This is a genomic window from Pseudonocardia kunmingensis (genome assembly GCF_006716445.1).
Lineage (GTDB): Bacteria > Actinomycetota > Actinomycetes > Mycobacteriales > Pseudonocardiaceae > Pseudonocardia > Pseudonocardia kunmingensis.
This window is the reverse complement of the sequence record NZ_VFPA01000004.1, coordinates 252,358-272,014: the sequence shown is the minus strand read 5'-3', so window position 1 is coordinate 272,014 and position 19,657 is coordinate 252,358. Positions and strand designations below refer to the sequence as shown.

Below are 19,657 nucleotides of genomic sequence, written 5' to 3'. Positions count from 1 at the left end.
GTCAGTTCACCTCCGCGCCGCTCAGGTGCTGGATGCGCCACAGCTGCGCGTAGCGGCCACCGGCGGCGAGCAGATCTCGGTGGGTCCCGCGCTCGACGATGCGGCCGCCGTCGAGGACGACGATCTGATCTGCGGCGGTGATGCTGTCGAGGCGGTGCGCGATCACCAGGACCGTGCGCGGCGCCTGGTCGCGCACCGCGAGTGTGGACAGGGCGTCCTGCACGGCTCGTTCGGACTCGGCGTCGGCGGCGGAGGTGGGCTCGTCGAGTACGAGCAAGGGCGGGTCGAGCAGCAGTGCTCGGGCGATCGCGACGCGCTGCGCCTGCCCACCGGAGAGGTGCGCATCCTCCCCATAAACGGAGTCGTAGCCGCGCGGCAACGTGTCCACGACGTGGTGGATGTTCGCGGCTCGCGCAGCCGCGACGACCTGGTCGCGAGATGCGTGCGGGCGGCCCAGCGCGATGTTCTCGGCGATGCTGGCCCGCAGGAGCGCCACGTCCTGGAACACGAACCCGACTCGCTGATAGAGCTGCTCGGGCGTGATCCGGGCGAGGTCGACGCCGCCGAGGCGGATACGGCCTGCGGTGGGGTCGAAGAACCGCAGCAGCAACCGGGCCAGGGTCGATTTGCCCGAGCCCGACGCACCCACCAGCGCGGTCACGGTTCCGGGTTCGAGGGTCAGGGTGACATCGTCGAGGACCTGGTGGGCAGAGTCGTAGGAGAACCCGACCTGGTCGAACTGCACGGTGGTTCCCACCGGGACGAGGGGATGTGCTGGTCGGGGCATCGGTGTGATGTCGAGCAGTGCGCCGACTCGGGCCGCGGCCCCGCGGGCCAGCTGCAGGGACTGGGTGCTCGCGGTCAGCGCCGCGATCGGGGCGCCGATGCCGGGGCCCAGCAGCAGGAAGGGGAGCAGATCGGTCGGGTCCATCGCGGCGGTAGCGAGCAGCCAGGTACCAGGTAGGAGGGTGAGCAGCACCATCGTGACCGGTGCGAGCGCGGCGGCGGCGACGGTCTCGGGTCGGATCAGTGGCCGCGACCAACCCAGGAAGAACGCGGTGAACCGGTCGACGGCGGCGCCGTAGGCGTGGTGGGCGTGGCCTGCCCGGCCGAAGGTCTTGACCACCGGGATGCCGTGCACGAACTCGACGGTGGCGTCGTTGACCTCGGCCAAGACCTGACCGTAGTCGCTCATCTTCACCGCGCTGCCTGCCATCATCCGCCGGTACATCCCGGCGAACACCGGCAGTGGGGCGAGCAGCACCAGCGCCAGACGCCAGTCGACCCAGAAGAGGTACCCGTACACGATCAGCGGGGTGGTCACGGCGGCGGCGAGGTTGGTGAAGGCGTGCCCGATCAGGTGATGGATAGCGGACACATCGTCCTGCATGCCCTGCTTGATCCGGCCCGAGGCGTGTTCGGAGAACCAGCCCAGCGGAGCGGCCGACAACGCGGTCGCGAGCCGGCGGCGTAGTTGCAGCGTGAAGGTGTTGTCGGCGAGATGGGTGGTCAGGTCCGCCGCGCCGCGCAGCGCCAACCCGGCGGCCAGCAGACCGGTGGCGGTCAGCACGACGGTCCAGGCGCGGGCCGCGTCGATCGGCGCGGCAAGCAGGATCCGGGCGAGCTCGCCGACCCCGATCAGTGGGGCCAGGACCAGCGCGGAGGACACCGCCTGCAGGACGACGGCCAGGGCCAGCCTGCCCCGGATCGGAGCCAGTAGCTGGGCGACCGCACTGTGGGTGGGTATGGCCTCAGCGGTGGACATGGTCAGCTCCGTTCAGTGCGGACGCCGCTGGCACATCGGCCGCGGGGTCGCCGAGGAGGCCGGTGGCGGTGAGGGTGTGGGCGCGCGTCGCGACCCGGCCCGCGGCGCCGGGCTCGTGGGTGATCAGCAGGATGCACAGGTGGTGCTCGCGGCGCAGGCGGTCGAGCAGGTCCAGCACGGCTGCGCCGACGGTGGGATCGAGAGCGGAGGTGACCTCGTCGCAGACCAGCACCCGCGGCTGCCCGGCCAGCGCCCGGGCGAGGGCGACCCGCTGCCGCTGCCCACCCGACAACTCGGTCGGGCGCCGCGACGCCGTATCGGGTTCGAGCCCCACCGCCGCCAGGAGTCGGGCCACCGCAACGCGCTGCGACGACCAGGCCGGCGCACCGCGTGTCGTGGCGCCGCGAGTCACGGCATCGCGAGTCAGGGCACCGTGCGCCACGGCGCGGGCCAGCGTGGCGTGCACGGTTCGGGCGGGGTTGAGCGAGGTGGCCGGGTCCTGGGGTACGTAGGCGATCGCGCGGCGCTGCCCTGCGGATCGGTCGTGCACCCCGGGCGCCAGCCCGACGTCATCGAGCGCGACCTGGCCGTGGGTGGGGATGTGCAGCCCGAGGATGGTGCGCGCCAGGGTGCTCTTCCCGATCCCGGACGACCCGCTCAACGCGAGACATTCGCCCGGCCCGAGGGTGAAGGACACTCCCTGGAAGACCGGTTGTCGGCCGTGGGCCGCACCCAGGTCGGTGACCCGCAACGTCGCCGGCCCGGGCGCGGGTGCCGCGCGGAGCCCGACCGGGGTGGCGGCGTCGATCAGCCTGCGGGTCACCGGTGAGGTGGGGGCGGCCAGGGTCGCGGCGCTACCGCCTGCCTCGACCACCCGCCCGGCATCGAGGATCACGGTCTGCTCGGCGAGGTCGCGCACGGCGCCGAGATCGTGGCTGATCACCACGAGCGTGCAGCCCGCGGTCCGGCGGACGAGGCCGATCTCGTCGACGACCTGCGCCCTGGCATCTGGGTCGAGTCCGGTGACCGGCTCGTCGAGCACGAGCACCCGGGGGCGGCGCACGAGGGCGCGGGCGAGCGCGACCCGGCGGCGCTGCCCACCGGAGATCTCGTGGGGGTGGCGGTGCAGGAAGGCGGCGTCGATGGGCAGGCCAAGTGCCTCCAGCGCCGCGCACACCGCGTCCCGCCGGGCCGGGCGTGGACCGGGTGCCACCTCACCGACCAGGTCCGACACCCGGCGCGTGGGGGTGAGGCTCGCCGCCGGGTCCTGCCCGAGCCAGGCGATCTCGCTGCGTCGGAACGCGCGACGAGCTCGCGACGACAGCATCAGCGGCGCGACTCCGGCGACCAGGACCTCGCCTGCGGTCCGGCGCAGCCCTGGTCCGAGGTGCCCGAGCAGCGTCAGCGCCAGGGTCGTCTTCCCGGCCCCGGACTCTCCCACCAGCGCGACCGCGGCACCGCCCGGCACGTCGAGGTGGACGCGGTCGAGGACCAGACGCCCGGTCGGGGCCGCGACGGTCAGCGCGTGTACCGAGACGGCGTTCGGCGCGGTCATCGAGCCGCCCGGTCGACGAGGAGGTTGACCGGGACCGTCACCAGTCCGATCGCCAGCGCGGGGGCGAGGACCGCAGCGGGGTTGAGCATGATGCCGCCCAACGCGGCGGCCACCATCGACGCCCAGTCCGTCGATCCCGGCAGCGGGCTGATGCCCAGGAAGCTCGCCGACGCCACGAGGTAGACGGCGCCGACCAGCCGGTTGCCGGCGTCGGCCAGAACCGGGCCTCTGATGTTGGGCAGGACCTCGCGCAGCACGACCGTGCCGCGGTTGTGGCCTTCGGTGAGCGCGATGTGCACGAAGCCGGTGTCGAGCAGCGGGTCGGCCAGCGCCCGTACCTGACGTGCGGTAAACGGGGCGCTGAGCACCGTGATGATGATCAGCAGGGTGCCGACCCCCGGGCCCAGGACGAACGCGAGGATCACCAGGACGAGGACGGGGGGCAGCACCAATAACAGGTCGAGCACCTGCCCGGTGCGTCTCCCGCGGCGCGGGCCGGCGACCAGGGTGAGCCCGACGGCGACGCCCACCGATGTCGAGATGGTGACGGCGACAGCGGGCAGTACCAGGACGGGCCAGCCGCCGGCGAGGACCCGGCTCAGCACGTCGCGGCCCAGGTTGTCGGTGCCCAGCGGGAACTCACCACCCGCAGCGAGGTACGCGGTCGAGAGGGAGGCCATGGGATCGTTCGGTGCCGCGAACGGGCCGATGACCACCAGCGCCACCATTGCGGCGAGCACGGTGGCGGGCCCGGCGCCTGCCGGTGTTCGCCACCGTCGGTCGACCCGGCCGCGCATCACGCCGCCCGATGCGGGTCGGTGGCGCGGGCGATGACGTCGGCGAGCATGTACGCCGTGGCGGTGCCGGTCGCCAGGACCATCGCCACCCCCTGCAGCAGGACCTGGTCGCGCGCGTCGACGGCGGCCACCAGGGTCCGTCCGAGACCCGGGTAGGCGAACACGCTCTCGGCGACTACGGTGCCGCCCAGCAGGTAGGGGACGACCACCGCGACGGCGCCGGTGACCGGGCCGAGCACGCCCGGCAGCAGGTGCCGGCCCAGCACCGCGACCGGGCCGACGCCGTCGAGGCGGGCCGCCACGACGTGCGGGGCCTGGGCGTGGCCGGCCACGATCGCCCGCACCAGCCGCAGCACGTAGGAGCCCGCCACCACGGCGATCGTCACCGCGGGCAGGACGAGAACGGCGGGCCGGTCCCACACCGATCCCGACGTCGGCAGCAGCGACACCGCGGGCAACCAGCCCAGACCGAGGGCGAACACGACGATCAGCACCGTGCCGACCACGAACTCCGGGGTGCTCAGCCCGGCCACCGCGGCCGCTGACACGGCCCGGTCCCCGCGCCCGCCCGCCCGCACACCGGCTGCGATCCCGCCCACGACCCCGACGAGCAGCACCCCGACGCCCGCGCACGCACCCAGCGCGAGGGTGCGCGAGAGCGGCCCCGACAACACCTCAGACACCGCTCGTCCGGACACGACCGACTCGCCCGCGTCGCCTCGGACCAACCCGCCCAACCAGGAGAGGTACCGCTGGCCTGCCGACCGGTCCAGCCCGTACTCGCCGCGCAACGCGGCCAGCGACTCAGGCGTCGCCCTCGGTCCCAACGCCTGGGTGGCCGCATCGCCCGGGGCGAGCTCGAGGAGCCAGAAGATCCCCGCGCTCGCCACCAGCAACACGCCTGCGGTCGAGACGAACCTGCCGATGACGAACCAGCCGAGACCACCGCCGCCAGGACCACCGCCGGGATCACTTCCGCGAGGACCGTTCGCGCTGCTCAGCGGAACCCGGCCTGCGCGAACACCGGATATCCCACGTTTGCGCGCACCCCGGCCAGGCCCGCGCGGGCGGCCGAGATCTGCTCCCGGTACCCCCACACCAGGTAGCCACCCTGCTCCCACTGCAGCTGCTGGATCTGATCCAGCACGGCCTGCCGGGCGCTGTCGTCGACCGTCTGCTGCATCTGCTCCACCAGGGTGGTGAACTGCGGCGGGTTCCAGCCCGAGAACGCGTAGGGGTTCTCGGCGCCGAACAGCTGCGGCAGCGTCACCACCACCGGCCGGTTCAGGCCGTACATCGAGATGATCTGCGAGGAGTACAGCCTGTCCAGGTCGGTGAAGAACGAGCTCGGGTCGATCTCGTCGATGGTGAGCTGCACGCCCACCTCGGCGAGCTGCTGGCCGAGCAGCTCGGTGGCGTCGCGCAGGCCCGGCGTCAGCTCCGCGACCGTGGCGTCGAGCGCGGTGACCCCCGCGGCCGCGAGGGTGGCCCGGGCCGCGTCCAGATCCTGCGTCCGCTGCGCGATGGATCCGTCGTAGCCCTCGAGGCCTTTGCCGAACAGGTCGTTGCCGAGCTGCCCGTACTCGCCCAGCACGACGCTCACCAGTTGTTCCCGGTTGACGACCTGGGTGAGGGCGCGCCGCACCGCAGGGTCGTCGAACGGCGCGACGCGGGTGTTGAGGACGAAGTACATCGCGCCCGAGTTCGCCACCCCGCCCGTCATCACCTGCAGCCCCTCGACACCGCCGACCGTCGCCGCCCCCGTGGACGGGATGTCGAAGGCGTAGTCGGCCTCGCCAGAGACCAGGGCGTTCACCCGGGCCGCCGGATCGGCGACGCGCCGGATCTCCAGCCGCTCCAGCAGGGCCCGCTCACCCCAATACCCCTCGTGACGGAGCAGGACCGCGCCCGTGTCCTGGTCGAAGCTCTCCAGCCGGAACGGACCGCTGCACGACGGCATCTCCGCCGTGCCCTCGCCCGCCTCGAACACCACACTCGCCGAACCGAGCACGGTGTCGACGAAATCGGCGCGCGGCGCCGTCAACGGCACCCGGACCGTCCGCGCGTCCACCGCGGTCAACCCGTCGAGGTCCACCACCGAGTAGTAGGTGCCGAACCCGGGCGACGCGGCGAAATAGCGGATGCTGGCCACGACGTCCTCGGCGGTCAGGGCAGTGCCGTTGTGGAAGGTGACCCCGTCCCGGATGGTCACAATCCACTCGGTGGCATCGGCGTTCGGGACGATCGTCTCGGCCAGCGAGTCCACGATCGCACCGTCGCGGGTGACCACCAGGCTGTCGCACGCGTTGCCGATCACGGTCCACGGGAAGTAGGACTGCGCCGAGCCGTAGTCCAGGGTCTCGTTCTCGCTGCCCAACATCACCACCCGCAGCAGGGCCGCCTCGGAACCATCGCCCCCACCGCCCCCCGGCGTGGCCGAACACCCGGACAGCACCAGCGCCGCCACCGCGGCCACCACCGCGGCCCGCAGCACGCGCGGAACCCTCAACCCGGCCCAGTCGGTACACCAACCCACTCGACAGCCACCCCTCCAGTCACGGCAACGACATTCATCGTCGATAAGCCGATTATGTTATGGACAGAACGAAATCGTCAAGAGATGTCGATTCAGTCGTGGGTGGCGCTGATCTCGTCGAGTCGCGCGATCAGGCCGTCGACCTCGGGGTGTTGATCGCGGCGGCGTTGCCGATGGGGGTGTCCGCTTCGGCGGGTACGACGACACCTCGGGCCGCCTGGGAGGAACCGCTTCCGGCCCCTCTCCGCAGCAGTGGCCGGACCAGGAGCTCGCCATACGTCCCGGGCGGCCGGTGGTGCTCGAGCTTGACCTGGTGGCCGGCCAACCATGGCCGGGCGGGATTCGGGCTGGGCGGACACCGCGTTCACCGCCGATGCCGGCCATGTCAGCGAATTCGCCCGCCCGGTTTGATCAGCGCTGTCCGGCCCGCCCGCGGCGGCCGGTGGCCAGGACTGTCGGGTGCAGGATGTAGTACCCGGGGTCGTCGAGGACGTAGCGAGGGCCTCCCGGTGTGGTGAGGGCATGCAGGTCGCTGAGGTCGTTCTCGGTCATGCCGACCTGGGGGCCGCAGGCGAGTGCGGACTCCCACATCTGTGGCCACACCGCCGTGTCGAGGTAGATCCGCGCGGCGCGGTCGGTCTCGATCCGCAGTCCGATCCTCGGGAACACGTCCAACGTCAGTCGTTCCAGGCCAGCGGCCTGTAGCCAGGGCAGGTGCCGGTCGTGGTGGTTGTGCCCGTCGGGGGTGGCGCCGCGGTGGCGTTCCGCGGCGGCGCGGACCAGCCGCTCCAGTTGCGCGTGACCGGGTAGGAACACCGGCTGGTCGTGGGTGTGGAACAGGGCGAGGACGCCGCCGGGGCGCAGTGCCCTGGTCAGGACGGCCACCGCGGCGGCGGGATCGGCGAACGCGCTCGGTCCGATGACGTCCCCGGCCCAGATCGCGTCGAAACCGCCACCCCGGGCGGTGGCGGCGTGTCCGGCGACGTCGATGAGGTCGGCGTGCTCCACCGACACCCGTGCTCCCATCCCGTGGTGGGCGGCGTGGTGCGCGGCGAGGGGCAGTACGTCGGGGTCGGTGTCGACGGCCCGGACCGAGCCGGCTCCGCCCGCGGCCCGGGCGAGCGCCGGTAGCGCTGCGCCGCTGCCGGTGCCGGCGTCGAGGACCCATGCCCCGGCGGGAAGGTGTAGCGATTCGACCGCGCGTTGCACCGTGGGGGCGAGGAAGTCCCGGCCGGCCAGCAGCGACGCGGTCCGGCCCGGGGCGAGCGCCGGGGCCGCAGTCACAGAGGCCCCTGTCGCAGAGGCCCTTGTCGCAGGGGCCGCTGTCACAGCATGACCTCGCCACCGTTCGGCGAGATGCAGGTGCCGTGGAAGAAGCTGCCCTCGGGGGAGGCGAGCAGCAGCGCGGCGGGGGCGATCTCGCCGACCTCGGCGAAGCGGCCGAGCGGGATGGCGGCTTTAAGGTTGTTGAGCAGCTCGTCGGCGAGCGGGGTGAGCAGGTCGGTGTGGGTGACTCCGGGGGCGACGGCGTTGACCAGCACGCCGGTGCCGGCGCACTCCAGGGCCAGCGCGCGGGTGAAGGTGGTGTTGGCGCCCTTGGCCGAGGCGTAGTGGGTGAGCAGGCCGGCGCCCTTGTAGGCGAGCTGGGAGGTGACGTTGATGATTCGGCCCTCGCCGCGGGCTTTCATGCATCCGGGCGACGAGCTCCCGCGGGCTGAAGGGTTTGGTGACGTAGTCGTCCGCGCCCAATCGCAGCCCAGCGATGCGGTGGGCCTCGTCGGCCTTGGCCGTCACCATGATGATCGGCAGGGCCATGGCGGCCCGGACCTGGCGAGCGACGTCCTCCCCGTCCCGGTCGGGCAGCCGGAGGTCGAGGATCATCAGATCGGCACCGGAGGCGAGCTCGAGTGCCCGGGCCGCTGTCCCGGCCTCGAGCACGCCGTACCCGTCACGCTCGAGATGGCCGCGCAGCAGCGCCCGGATCTTCGGTTCGTCGTCGACGACGAGCACCGTCCTCTGCACCGTCTGTCTCCCTCTGGTCAACCGTGGCCGGCCCGGAGGTGTTCGGCCACGGCCTGCCGGACCTCCTCGACGGATCGGAACACCCTGGGCGGTACGAGCTGCACGGAACCGTCGGGACGCACCACGAAGCTGAGCGGGAGTACCCGGGGCCCGTTCAGCGCCCGCTGCAGTGCCCCGTCCGGGTCGGTGACCGACGGGAATGCAACTCCGAGCTCGGCCAGCACGCTCAGCGCGTCCGCCGGGCGGTCCTGCACATCGACACCGATCATCGGAACCGTGATCGTCGTGCGCACCTCCGCGCCCGACAGAGCGCTCCCGGCACGGCTCATCGGCTCGCGTCAACTCGGGACGCGCCGACTACCCGTTCCCAGGCATCAACGATTCTCGAGCTGGCGCCCATGCGGCCCGGCCGTCGGATCAACAATGCACGCGGCGCATCGGGTAGGGCCTGGTGGTGCGGCATCTGCTGCTCCCGAGGCATCGGCCCTTACCTACGTAGTACGACCCTAGGATAGGCCGAGCTCGGGCGGGTACGGCTCGGCGGGCCGGTGTTGCAGGCGTTCGCCGAGGCACATCGCGGGAACTCGACGGCTGCAACGCGTTCGCGACGCCCGCTCGCTCGCTCGGCGTCACAGATGGACGGGGACTGGCCGCTCCCGCGTCGCGGGGCCCGGCGGTCCCGATCGCGGTCAGGTGAGCGGCTGGAGCAACGAGAACGTGCGCCCAATGTCCGTGGAGCGGTAGATGCCCGAGTCGGTGGCGACATACACCTCGTTCGTGCCGTGGGTGGTGATCGCTTCGGGCTGCCCGGGAACCTGGCCCTGACTGGTCCAGCCGGCACCCCCGTCCGTGCTGGTGTGCACGGTCCCGTCCGGTGCGGCGCCAACGAGTCGATCGGTAGCCGGCCAGTCGAGCAGGACGAGAAGCGGCGCCCCGGCGATCGGGGAGAACGTCCGGCCGCCATCGGCGCTGCGGGCGGGACCTTCCTGGGTGGTGGCGAGCAGCGTGTCGGGGTCGTCAGGGGAGACGGCGAAGTCGGCCAGGGCGAGCTGGGCTCGGCGATCCCAGGTCGTCTTGTCCTGGCTCACCATGATCTGGCGGGTCTGGCTGTCGTAGCCGTATACCTGGTCGTGTGCCGCCTCCAAGGCGTGGAAGTCGGCCTCGCCAGCGAGGGACAGTGGGCGCCAGGTCTGCCCGGCGTCGGTGCTCTCTATCAGGCCCAGGTGCGGGGGCTGATCGGTCTCGGCCGGGTCCGGGTGGCCGCTGCCGAGGAAGTGATCGGGTCCGATGATGGTGAAGCCCATCGTGTCCTGGCTGCGGTCGGCGATCTGTTCGGGTTCACCGTCGGCTGGAATGCGGAACACCCCGAAGTGGCTGGCCGCGTACAGGTCCCCATCGGCGGGGTCGACCCCGAGGCCGTGCACGTGGGCGAGCTCGGGCGCGCTGTGCTCCGCAGGCGCGTCGGTCGGTGCGGCAACGTCGCCGGGTTGGCTGCACGCGGTCAGCGCCACCAGCGTGGACGCAACGACGGCGACCCGCCGGAGAGCGGGTCCGCCGGCCCAGCGCGACGCGGGGCGTCGAATTTCCACTATGGCTCCTGGTGCACGAGGGATCTACGGTGCTGCTACGTAGATTAGCTCTCGGCGGAGCGCAGCAGCGCACAGGGGGAGTCACGCCGGGATGATCTCGGCCGACATCACGGCGCCGACGCCGGGCGGGGAGCCGGTCAGGTCGAGCACCGGCATGCCAGCGCGCGGCGCTCCACAGCCACGGGAACGTGTCGGCATGGGTCGCTCGGCCAGCGCTGCGGTGCCGGACAAGCTCAGGCCCAGGCAGATGTGCTCAGTACCAGCCCGGTTCGCTGTAGCCAGCGCGTCGATGACGTTGGTGTCGGATGATCAGCTCGCATGCAGGTCCCTCCAGCCTGGTCGAGGAGGCCCCGCCCCGGCCGAGGTCATCGGCAGTGCATTCAGCCCCGAGCGAGGGCTCAGCAGTTCGGCGATCAAGCCAGTCGTCCCGTCCGCAACCGGATCCCGCGGCGCGCGTCTCGCCACCGGACGGGACCGGACCGGCCAGTTGACCACGGACGGAGAGTTGCACGACGACCACCGATCTCGGGGCCGTTTGACAGAACTGGCTGGTCAAGGCATTGAGCGTTTCCCAGTAGCGGGGCTGGGTGCGTGCGGCGACACGCCGACGACGCGGAGATGATCAAGAGGGGTGCGGGACCCCGGTAGAAGAGTCGGTCCGCCTAAAGATCGACTTGAACACCGAGGTCCCGCGTGCCCGATCCTGTCACCTACACCGCTGTGCTCCCGATCGGGGAGTCCACCGTCGCGTTCGTGTCCGGCCTGCTGTCCGGCGAGCGCACTCGCCGTGGCACCCGTCGGGGCCGGCGCGCGCTGGGCTGCTACCGGCAGGCGATCCTGGTGCTGCGCTGGTTCCTCGACGGCACCCGGGTCGCCCAGCTCGCCGCGGATAACCAGGTCAGCGGCTCGACCGCCTACCGCTACCTGCACGAAGCGATCGACGTGCTCGCCGCAGCAGCACCGAGCCTGCACGGTGCACTGCTGGCCGCGCACGCCGCCGGATACCACCATGTGCACCTGGACGGCACGCTGATCCGCACCGACCGGTCCAAGGCGCTCGGCCCGACCCCCGGGGTGGATCTGTGGTGGTCGGGCAAACACCAGCACCATGGCGGGAACGTGCAGGTGGTGACCGCGCCGGACGGGTGGCCGGTGTGGACCTCCCCGGTGCGCCCGGGTCGCGAACACGACACCACCTGCGCCCGCGCCCACCCCGACCTGCTGCCCACGCTCGATGCCTGGACCGACACCGGTCACGCTGCCCTGGCCGATCTGGGCTACGAAGGCGAGAACCAGCGGCTGACCTGTCCGTTCAAGGCGGTGCGCGGGCAGAAACTCTCGGTCGAGCAGCGGACTGTGAACACCTTGCATTCCGCGACCCGCGCCCTGGCCGAACGCGGAAACTCCCTGCTTAAGACAACGTTCAAGGCGCTGCGCCGGGTCAGCCTGTGCCCGTGGCGGATCGGGGCCATCACCGCCGCAGCGCTCGTGCTTCTCCACCACGAGCACGGCCGCACAACCTGATCAACCCGCGACGTTGATCACTACTGGGAAAGGTTCACTGCGCCAGCAGCGCCCGGATCGCCGGCTCGAACGCGTCCACCACCGAGCCCCGCGGTGCGCGCTCGTAGCGCGGTGGTCGCTCCGACGCCAACGCCGACCGCACCGTGTTCCGGGCCAGCCCGAGCCGACGTGCGATCTCCTTGATCGGCACGCCCTCAGCCCGGTGCAGCCGGCGGATCTCCGCCCAGTCCTCCACCTTGATCACCCCTCCTCGTTCCCAGGGAGGGGGGTCAACTTTCGCAGACCGACACGGGGTCAAGATTCAGGATCTGGCCCTCTTTCCGTGATCGAGCTGGCCCCCGGTCGATCAGGTTGCGAGGAGGACTCGCTTGCGTAGCAGGTCGAAGTTGGCGCGGCCGTACATCTGCCTCTTGATCATTTTGATGCGGTTGACGTTGCCCTCGACCGATCCCGAGCTGTAGGGCAGCGTCAGGCCGTTGAGGACGGCGTCGTGGTCGCGGCGGAGCCCCGCGACGAACCGGTGCAGGTGGGGCAGGTCGTCGGCGTTCACGCCGACCATCCAGGCATCGAGGCGTTCGCCGTGGCGGCCGGTGAGGATCTGGGCGAACTCGGCGACATGCGCGGCGGCGGCGTCGAGATGCGGGCAGCTCGCGCGAGCCTGTTTGAGCTGAAGCTGCTGCTCGTCGTCCAGGTCGGCGGGGTTGCGAAGCATCCAGGACACAACCTGGCGGACCTTCGGCACCACCGCCTCCGCTGGGGGTGCGGCGGCCAACTCGCGGAACGGGGCGAGGTAGGCAGCGACGCCGCCCTGGCTGCCGTGGTAGCCCTGCTCGCTAATCTCCCGGTAGAGCGCGCTGGCGTTGGTGACTCCAGCGTTCCACCGTTCAAGCAGATAGGGCTTGTAGCGGTCGAGGAGCGACGGTCGGCCGGAGCGCGGTTTGGCGAGCAGTTCCTCCACGTTCGCGGCGCGGTAAAAGCGGCGCACGGTCTCCTTGGCCAACCGCAACTCTCGCATGATGGTCTTGATCCCCGCCCCCTGCGCCTTCAGTGCCTGCACGGCCTCATAGCGCTGCCGCGTACGCGTCACCAGCGCAGATCCCTCCCGCCGCCGGGCCTCGGGTGCCTCGGCAAGATCGGCCGGGCCGCCCGGCGCGGCGGGTATCTCGGGCCGGATGTCGTGCGCGCGCAGGCAGCCGTGGTGCGCGGCGACGGTCTTCTCCACGCGCTCAGCGAGGTTGTGCCACAGATGCCACCGGTCGGCGACCTGGATCGCGCTCGGGGCCCCGGTGCTCGCACCCTCGGCATAAGCGCCGGCGCGGTCACGGCAGATCACTTCGGCGCCGGGATGTTCGTCCAGCCAGCCGGCGAACGTGGCGGCCTCCCGGTCGGCGAGCAGGTCGATCGGCCGGCGGGTGTCGATGTCGACCAGAACGGTTCCGTACACGTGCCCGCGGCGCAGCGCGAAATCATCCACACCCAACACCCTCACCGTCGCGGACTCAGGGTCTGGCAGGGCGCGGATCAACCGCAGCACCGTGCTGCGGCTCACCGGCAATCCCAACGTCTCGGCCAGCCGAGCCCCCGCCCGTCCCGCCAGCGCCAGCCCGATCGATTCGAGCATCCGCCGCAGCAGCGGACTACGCCGCGCATGCCGCGTGGTCAGCCCGGGAACCTGCTCAGCGAACGTCCGTGCTGCACACTCGGCGTTCTCGCAGACGAACCGGCGCACACGCAGCTCGATCTCCACCGGCCGGCCAGCGATCGCAGCATCAGCCAGCCGACGTTCATACCGGCAGTGCACCCGCCCAGACCTGGCCTGACAGCGCGGACACGACGCCTGCTGGGCGCGCGGACGCGCCCACACACGTACTGAGCCACGAACCTCGTCGACCCGCTCGATCACCACGTCGGCCAGATGCGGCAGCAGAACAGCGACCGCACCCTGATCATCACACGATCGAACATGATCAAGCCAAGATGATCACCGAGCGTGGTTCGACACACCCCGTACGGGGTCGCGTCGATCACGGAAAGTGGGCCAGATCCAAGATTCAGAGACCGTTGACACACAATGCCGCGCGTGGTGAACGGGCGATCGTGGCGCGTCACGGCGGGGTTAGAACTCGGGTGTCGGTGGGTCGGTCGAGCGATGCGACGAGAGAGCTGGGGGTGTGGCAGTCGCGGCAGCGCGGGCCGGGCGGCGTCGCGAGGGAGGTGGGCAGAACGGTTGCGCCGCAGCGGGTGGTGGGCTCGCCGCTGATGGCGCGCCAGGCCGCGTCGGAATCAACGGTGTCGGCGAGGTCGTGGTTGGTGAGTACGGCGAGCGCGTCGATGGCTGTCAGCCAGTCGCGGCTACGCCGGTGCACCTCGTCGCTGGGGTCGTATCGGTTCAGGACGACTAGCACCTCGTGTCCGGTGAGGGCTCGCGCGGCGAGGCGCACCTGGGACACAACTCCTAGGACAGGCTCGGTGACCAGTAGCACGAGGTCCGGTCTCACCCGCTGCGCCAGTGAGAGGGTGTCGCCGTCATGGGCGATTGGTGAGCACAGCCCGCCTGCGCCCTCGACGAAGCCGATGGCGACGTCTGAGGGCCAGTCGAGTTCGGCGACGAGGTCGTCGAGCAGGATCGGAGCCAGTTGTAGGGTGTCGGCGGCCATCGGTGGCGCGAGGGGTACCGGGTACCACCGGTGTGGCGGGCACACCGTGTCGGCGGGCGTGTCAGTTGCCTCGCCGAGCACGGCGGCGTCGGTCGCGGTATCACCGGGTGTGAACGACTGCGCCGGTTTGCGGGCCGCGACCTCGATGCCAAATGCTCGCAATCGTCGCGACAAGGCGGCGGTCACCCAGGTCTTGCCGACCTCGGTGCCGGTGCCGGTGACCAGGATGAGTCGGCTAGGTCGGGTCATGGAGCGCCCACCGGGTCAACCAGCCGAGATCTTGCCCAGTCTGCGCCAGGGCACCTGCCCTGGTCAGTGTGGAGGTGTTGGATGTCCTCGTGGCCCATCATGATCCCTGTTGGCGCAGGGGCGCGGCCATGGCGTGGTAGCCGCCGTCGACGTGGAGGATCTCGCCGGTGATAGCGCGGGCGAGGTCGGAGAACAGGAAGCAGACGGCGTCGGCCACCGGGGTCGAGTCGGCTGGGTCCCACCGCAAGGGCGAACGGGTTGCCCAGGCGTCGAGCAGGGCTTCGAAGCCGGGGATGCCGGTGGCCGCCCGGGTATGGATCGGCCCGGCCGCGACGAGGTTGACCCGGATTCCGGCAGGCCCGAGGTCGCGTGCGAGGTACCGGTTGAGCGACTCCAGTCCGGCTTTGCAGACGCCCATCCAGTTGTAGACCGGCCACGCGGCGCTGGCGTCGAAGTCGAGCCCGACCAGGCTGGCGCCGGAGGGTGGGGCGAGCCGGTTCACCGCCGCGGCGAGCGCGGCGAGGGATACGGTGCTGGTCTGGAACGCCAGTCCGATCCCTTCGGGGCGGGCGTTGAGTAGGGGGCCTTCCAGGGCGTCGGCGGGTGCGAAGGCGATGGCGTGCAGGGCGCCGTCGAGTCTCTCCCACCGCTCAGCGATCGTTGCGGTGAGCCGGGCGGTGTCGTGGGAGGCAGTGGCGTCGAAGGGGATGACGTCGATGTCGCCGGTGAGCTGCGCTGCCGCCGCACGGGCCCGATCGAGATCGCGGGGGAGCCCGGTGAGCAGCACCTCGGCGCCGAGTTGTTGGGCGCGGCGGGCGACGGCGAAGGCGATGCTGTCGGTGGTGACGACCCCGGTCACCAGGATGTGCTTGCCGTCCAACACAGTGCGGCTCCTTCGCGGGGGTTGGTGTGTGCGGCCCGGCAGGCGTGGGTCGTGACCGCTTGGTGGACGTCGATGGCCCGGCGGATGCAGGGTCCGGTCGTGGCGGTGATTCCTTCGACAGGGCGGTCGGCGCTGGCGGCACCGCCGATGCGCCCCGCAGGCCGTGCCGCCGGCACGGCGATGGGAGAAAAGCCGGATCGCTCGCGTGACATGATGGTGTTTGCGTCGGGTGGGGCTGCTCATCGTGGGGTGGCGCCGACGAGCGCCCCCTGCGAGGCGCAGCCGACGAGGCGGCTGTACTTGGCTAGGAAGCCGTTGCCGGTCGGGGCAGGGGGTGGGTGCCAGCGGTGACGGCGTCGTTCGAGTTCGGCAGGGTTGACGTCGAGATCGATGGTGCGTGCTGGGATGTCGATCATGATCGGGTCGCCGTCGGCGACCAGCGCCAGCGGCCCGCCGGCAGCGGCCTCGGGGGCGACGTGGCCGACGCAGAGGCCGGTGGTGGCGCCGGAGAAGCGGCCGTCAGTGACCAGCGCCACCTGGTCACCCAGGCCGGTGCCGCGGACAGCGGCGGTGACGGCGAGCATCTCCGGCATTCCCGGTCCGCCGCGTGGGCCTTCGTACCGGATCACGATCACCTCGCCTGCGGTGAGGCGGCCGCCTGCGACGTAGCTCATGGCGGCGTCTTCGTTGTCGAAGACCCGGGCTGTGCCGTGGAAGCGGTCGACGGTCAGGCCGGCCATCTTGACCACCGCGCCGCTGGGGGCGAGTGCCCCGCGGAGGATGGCCAGGCCGCCGTCGGGGCGGAGCGGGTCGTCTGGCGTTCGGAGGACCGTACCGTCGGGTTTCGGGGCTGCGAGTTCGGCGAGGTTCTCGGCCAGGGTGGCTCCGGTCACGGTCAGGCAGTCGCCGTGGAGCAGTCCGGCGTCCAGCAGCGCGGCGAGCACTGCGGGCACGCCACCGACCTGGTGCAGGTCGGCCATGACGTGGCGCCCACCGGGACGGAGATCGGCGATGTGGGGGGTGTGTCGGCTGATCCGGTCGAAGTCGTCGAGGGTGAGGCGGACGCCGGCTTCGTGGGCGATGGCGGGTAGGTGCAGCGCGGCGTTGGTCGACCCGCCCAGGGCCATGACCACGGTGATGGCGTTCTCGAAGGCTTCGCGGGTGAGGATGTCGCGTGGGCGGATCCCGGCGCGCAGGGCGGCGACGGCGGCCGCTCCGGTGTCGTGGGCGATGCCGGGGCGTGTGGGGTCGATGGCGGGGGCGGATGCCGAGCCGGGCAGTGCGATACCGAGGGCTTCGGCTTCGGCGGCGATCGTGTTGGCGGTGTACATGCCGGCGCACGATCCGGCTCCTGGGCACGCGGCGCGTTCCAGATCGTCGAGGTCGTCGGTGCTGAGCAGGCCGCTTGCCTGCGCGCCGACGGCCTCGAAAACGTCCTGGATCGTCACCGGCCGACCCTGCCAGCTACCGGGGAGGGAGGAGCCGCCGTACAAGAACGCCGTGGGTACGTTGAGGCGTGCGGCGGCCATGAGCATCCCGGGAAGGCTCTTGTCGCAGCCGGCGATGGTGACCATCGCGTCGAGTTGTTCGGCCTCCATGACGCACTCGACCGAGTCTGCGATGAGGTCCCGGCTGGGAAGTGACGCGCGCATGCCGCGGTGCCCCATGGCGATCCCATCGGAGATGGCGATGGTCGAGAACCGCATCGCCACCCCGCCCGCCTTCCTGACCCCGTCGGCCGTCGCGCCTGCCAGGCGGTCCAGGGCGATGTTGCAGGGTGTGAGGTCGTTGGCGGCCGCGGCCACACCGATCTGCGGCCGGGTGAAGTCCTCGTCGGCGAACCCGACTGCCCGCAGCATCGCCCGGGCCGGTGCTCGGGTGACGCCGTCGGTGACGATTCGGCTACGGTGACGCGGGTCCATGTCTTCTCCCGGCTTCGCTTGGTCAGCTCGGCCCTTCATTGGCCCTGGCCTCGGGTGAATGCGGGTTCGCCGTCGAAGGCGTAGAGTCCTTCGGTCTTGATCGGTTCGATGCCGTGCTCGACCATGCGGGCCTGGAGGGCGACGACCTCGGCGGCGGTGGTGGTCCCGCGCGGGTCGAGGAAGCGGCATCGCCAGTGGTCGGTGAGCAGGGTCTCGGGCGCGCCGCCTGGCCAGACCTTCTGTCCCCGGTTGGAGATCATGTCAAGGTGCAGGGGTGCGGCGAACGGACGAAGCTTGGCGGCGAGTTCGTCTGGGGTGGTGTCTGGGCTGTGGACGAACACGTCGACGCCGAGCTGGGTCTTGGCGGCAGCGGATCGGCCCGCGAGCTTGACGGTGATCGGCCTGTGCTGGGCGTAGTGCGTTGCCGGCAGCCGGGTGGGTTCTTGGCCGAGACGGTCGATGACCGATGCCGCGAACGCCGTGGTGCCGACCTTGGAGGTGCTGGTATCGGGCTCGTAGATGTCGTAGGTGTGGATGCCGTCTTCGATGGTCCGCAGCCAGGCGTTGTGGACTCGGCTCGCGACGTCGGCTTGTCCGATGTGGACCAGCATCTGTACCGCGGCCAGCAGCAGCCCTGAAGGATTCGCAACGTCTTGGCCGGCTCGCCGGGGGGCGGATCCGTGGATGGCTTCGAACATGGCGACTCGCTCGCCGATGTTCGCGCTTCCGGCGAGGCCGACAGATCCGGCGATCTGGGCGGCGACGTCGGAGAGGATGTCGCCGTAGAGGTTCGGCAGGACGACGACGTCGAACGCCTCGGGGGTGTCGGCGAGCTTGGCCGCACCGATGTCGACGATCCAATGCTCTGCCTGGATATCGGGGTAGTCGGCGGCGACCTCGTCGAACACCCGGTGGAACAGGCCGTCGGTCATCTTCATGATGTTGTCCTTGGTGAACGCTGTCACCTTGGTTCGCCGATAGGCTGTGGCGTACTCGAAGGCGTAGCGAATTACCCGCTCGCATCCCTGCCGGGAGATGAGCTTGAGGCACTGCACGACCTCGTCGGTCTGGCGGTGCTCGATGCCGGCGTAGAGGTCCTCTTCGTTCTCCCGAACGATGACGACGTCCATGCCAGGGTGCTTGGTGGCGACGAACGGTGCGTAGGCGACGCATGGCCGGACGTTGGCATAGAGACCGAACGTCTTGCGCACGGTGACGTTGAGGCTCTTGAACCCTCCGCCTTGCGGGGTGGTGATGGGCGCCTTGAGGAACACACCCGTGCGGCGGATCGACTCGAGCGCCTCGGGAGTGACGCCGGCGGGGTTGCCAGCCTGATAGACCGACTCTCCGATGGTGATCGTGTCGATGTCAAGGGCCGCGCCTGCGGCGTTGAGCACCGAAAGGGTGGCTTCCATGATTTCCGGACCGATTCCGTCTCCGTGGGCGACGGTGATCGGTGCGGATGTGGAATGCGTGGTCATGCTGCTCCTGAGACCGAGGACGTGACGGGACGGGACGCTGGATGGGCTAGGGGCGAGTCGTGGCGGTGCCGCGTGCGAGCCGGCATCCGGCGCTGGTCGTGCCGCACGGTCCACTGATGCCCTGCTCTGGGTCATCGATGTACCAGTGGGTCGCGACCAGGCGCGGGTAGCGGCTGCCGAGTTCGGTCAGGGTGGCGTGGACGGTGTCGCGGGAGTCGGTGTGCGCGAAGACCGGAAAGAACGCTCCCGGCAGGCTCGCTGCGGGCGCCGCGCCTTGCACCAGGACATCGAGGATCAGGCGCCGTCGCTGGTGGGGGTTGTGTGCCTCGCGCAGGGCGGAACCGTCCAGCCAGCACAGCGACCACAGCCCGGACACCGAGGAGGAGGTCCGGATCCCCACCGGCACTGCTGGCGGGCGCCCTTCCGTGGGGTCCCCGACGGCGCATCCGCAGGTCTGCACATGCTCGCCGCACGGGAACAACGTGGGCAGGTCCGCGTCAAGCTCGCGGCGGATCCAAATCCCGAGCAGGGCGTCCCGCTGAGCTGGATCGCCGCCGTAGCGCCGGTGGTGGACCAGGTAGTCGCTCGCCTGCTCGACGGCGACCTCGGCGTGGTCCACACTTGAGATCAGTAGAAGCGCGCTCATCGGGTACCTCTCTTTCCAAGCGGCTCTGTTA

Annotated in this window: 16 protein-coding genes and 2 pseudogenes; 1 reads left to right on the top strand and 17 read right to left on the bottom strand. The window is 70.9% G+C overall.

Annotated elements, in window-relative coordinates:
• Window position 1: 1 nt before the first annotated feature.
• The 10 genes and pseudogenes from FB558_RS31065 to FB558_RS31020 all read right to left on the bottom strand — a co-directional run bounded on the left by FB558_RS31065 (window position 2) and on the right by FB558_RS31020 (window position 10,186).
• Window positions 2-1,765 carry an ABC transporter ATP-binding protein gene (locus tag FB558_RS31065; RefSeq protein ID WP_142059669.1) on the bottom strand — a complete coding sequence of 588 codons (1,764 nt, stop codon included), beginning with the start codon at window positions 1,763-1,765 and terminating at the stop codon, window positions 2-4.
• On the bottom strand, window positions 1,752-3,320 hold the full coding sequence (locus FB558_RS31060; protein WP_142059667.1) for an ABC transporter ATP-binding protein: 1,569 nt from the start codon (window positions 3,318-3,320) through the stop codon (window positions 1,752-1,754). The genes FB558_RS31065 and FB558_RS31060 overlap by 14 nt, the downstream gene beginning before the upstream one ends.
• Complete coding sequence (locus FB558_RS31055; protein ID WP_142059665.1) at window positions 3,317-4,117, bottom strand: ABC transporter permease; 801 nt, start codon at window positions 4,115-4,117, stop codon at window positions 3,317-3,319. The genes FB558_RS31060 and FB558_RS31055 overlap by 4 nt, the downstream gene beginning before the upstream one ends.
• On the bottom strand, window positions 4,117-5,214 hold the full coding sequence (locus tag FB558_RS31050; RefSeq protein WP_281288701.1) for an ABC transporter permease: 1,098 nt from the start codon (window positions 5,212-5,214) through the stop codon (window positions 4,117-4,119). Before FB558_RS31050 ends, FB558_RS31055 begins: the two co-directional genes overlap by 1 nt.
• The gene (locus FB558_RS31045) at window positions 5,115-6,611 is read right to left on the bottom strand and encodes an ABC transporter substrate-binding protein (RefSeq protein WP_142059661.1); all 1,497 of its coding nucleotides are present in this window, start codon (window positions 6,609-6,611) and stop codon (window positions 5,115-5,117) included. The genes FB558_RS31050 and FB558_RS31045 overlap by 100 nt, the downstream gene beginning before the upstream one ends.
• Window positions 6,612-7,064: 453 nt before the next feature.
• The gene (locus FB558_RS31040; protein WP_170231615.1) at window positions 7,065-7,937 is read right to left on the bottom strand and encodes a methyltransferase domain-containing protein; all 873 of its coding nucleotides are present in this window, start codon (window positions 7,935-7,937) and stop codon (window positions 7,065-7,067) included.
• A gap of 41 nt (window positions 7,938-7,978) precedes the next feature.
• Complete coding sequence (locus FB558_RS31035) at window positions 7,979-8,341, bottom strand: SDR family NAD(P)-dependent oxidoreductase (RefSeq protein WP_142059657.1); 363 nt, start codon at window positions 8,339-8,341, stop codon at window positions 7,979-7,981.
• 13 nt (window positions 8,342-8,354) lie between these two features.
• Window positions 8,355-8,663, bottom strand: a pseudogene (locus FB558_RS45820) (response regulator transcription factor); the annotation flags it as partial.
• Window positions 8,664-8,692: 29 nt separating this feature from the next.
• Window positions 8,693-8,944: a TlpA family protein disulfide reductase gene (locus tag FB558_RS44890; RefSeq protein ID WP_142059655.1), complete on the bottom strand. Its 252-nt coding sequence runs from the start codon at window positions 8,942-8,944 to the stop codon at window positions 8,693-8,695.
• 420 nt (window positions 8,945-9,364) lie between these two features.
• The gene (locus FB558_RS31020) at window positions 9,365-10,186 is read right to left on the bottom strand and encodes a F510_1955 family glycosylhydrolase (RefSeq protein WP_211366983.1); all 822 of its coding nucleotides are present in this window, start codon (window positions 10,184-10,186) and stop codon (window positions 9,365-9,367) included.
• A gap of 798 nt (window positions 10,187-10,984) precedes the next feature.
• On the opposite strand from FB558_RS31020, the gene FB558_RS31015 reads away from it, so the two are divergent.
• Window positions 10,985-11,788, top strand: a complete 804-nt coding sequence (locus FB558_RS31015; RefSeq protein ID WP_170231439.1) for an HARBI1 family protein — start codon at window positions 10,985-10,987, stop codon at window positions 11,786-11,788.
• A gap of 40 nt (window positions 11,789-11,828) precedes the next feature.
• Here the strand turns inward: FB558_RS31015 and FB558_RS31010 are convergent.
• The 7 genes and pseudogenes from FB558_RS31010 to FB558_RS30980 all read right to left on the bottom strand — a co-directional run.
• Window positions 11,829-12,032 (bottom strand): annotated as a pseudogene (locus FB558_RS31010) (sigma factor-like helix-turn-helix DNA-binding protein); the annotation flags it as partial.
• Between the two features lie 102 nt (window positions 12,033-12,134).
• Entirely contained in the window at window positions 12,135-13,652 is a 1,518-nt protein-coding gene (locus FB558_RS31005) for an ISL3 family transposase (RefSeq protein ID WP_142060524.1), read from the bottom strand.
• Between the two features lie 241 nt (window positions 13,653-13,893).
• Window positions 13,894-14,694 carry an ATP-dependent dethiobiotin synthetase BioD gene (gene bioD / locus FB558_RS31000; protein ID WP_142059653.1) on the bottom strand — a complete coding sequence of 267 codons (801 nt, stop codon included), beginning with the start codon at window positions 14,692-14,694 and terminating at the stop codon, window positions 13,894-13,896.
• 97 nt (window positions 14,695-14,791) lie between these two features.
• The gene (gene fabI / locus FB558_RS30995; protein WP_005456799.1) at window positions 14,792-15,577 is read right to left on the bottom strand and encodes an enoyl-ACP reductase FabI; all 786 of its coding nucleotides are present in this window, start codon (window positions 15,575-15,577) and stop codon (window positions 14,792-14,794) included.
• 239 nt (window positions 15,578-15,816) lie between these two features.
• Complete coding sequence (gene ilvD, locus FB558_RS30990; protein ID WP_142060522.1) at window positions 15,817-17,499, bottom strand: dihydroxy-acid dehydratase; 1,683 nt, start codon at window positions 17,497-17,499, stop codon at window positions 15,817-15,819.
• 35 nt (window positions 17,500-17,534) lie between these two features.
• Complete coding sequence (locus FB558_RS30985) at window positions 17,535-18,980, bottom strand: NADP-dependent isocitrate dehydrogenase (RefSeq protein WP_005456797.1); 1,446 nt, start codon at window positions 18,978-18,980, stop codon at window positions 17,535-17,537.
• Between the two features lie 46 nt (window positions 18,981-19,026).
• Window positions 19,027-19,626 carry a hypothetical protein gene (locus FB558_RS30980; RefSeq protein ID WP_005456790.1) on the bottom strand — a complete coding sequence of 200 codons (600 nt, stop codon included), beginning with the start codon at window positions 19,624-19,626 and terminating at the stop codon, window positions 19,027-19,029.
• Window positions 19,627-19,657: the final 31 nt, after the last annotated feature.

What these genes read in the sequence shown, in the direction of transcription:
- FB558_RS31035 (WP_142059657.1), bottom strand. Translation starts at nt 8,341, where the DNA reads ATGAAAGCCCGCGGCGAGGGCCGAATCATCAACGTCACCTCCCAGCTC.
- FB558_RS30985 (WP_005456797.1), bottom strand. Translation starts at nt 18,980, where the DNA reads ATGACCACGCATTCCACATCCGCACCGATCACCGTCGCCCACGGAGAC.
- bioD (WP_142059653.1), bottom strand. Translation starts at nt 14,694, where the DNA reads ATGACCCGACCTAGCCGACTCATCCTGGTCACCGGCACCGGCACCGAG.
- FB558_RS31065 (WP_142059669.1), bottom strand. Translation starts at nt 1,765, where the DNA reads ATGTCCACCGCTGAGGCCATACCCACCCACAGTGCGGTCGCCCAGCTA.
- FB558_RS44890 (WP_142059655.1), bottom strand. Translation starts at nt 8,944, where the DNA reads ATGATCGGTGTCGATGTGCAGGACCGCCCGGCGGACGCGCTGAGCGTG.
- FB558_RS31060 (WP_142059667.1), bottom strand. Translation starts at nt 3,320, where the DNA reads ATGACCGCGCCGAACGCCGTCTCGGTACACGCGCTGACCGTCGCGGCC.
- ilvD (WP_142060522.1), bottom strand. Translation starts at nt 17,499, where the DNA reads ATGGACCCGCGTCACCGTAGCCGAATCGTCACCGACGGCGTCACCCGA.
- FB558_RS31055 (WP_142059665.1), bottom strand. Translation starts at nt 4,117, where the DNA reads ATGCGCGGCCGGGTCGACCGACGGTGGCGAACACCGGCAGGCGCCGGG.
- FB558_RS30980 (WP_005456790.1), bottom strand. Translation starts at nt 19,626, where the DNA reads ATGAGCGCGCTTCTACTGATCTCAAGTGTGGACCACGCCGAGGTCGCC.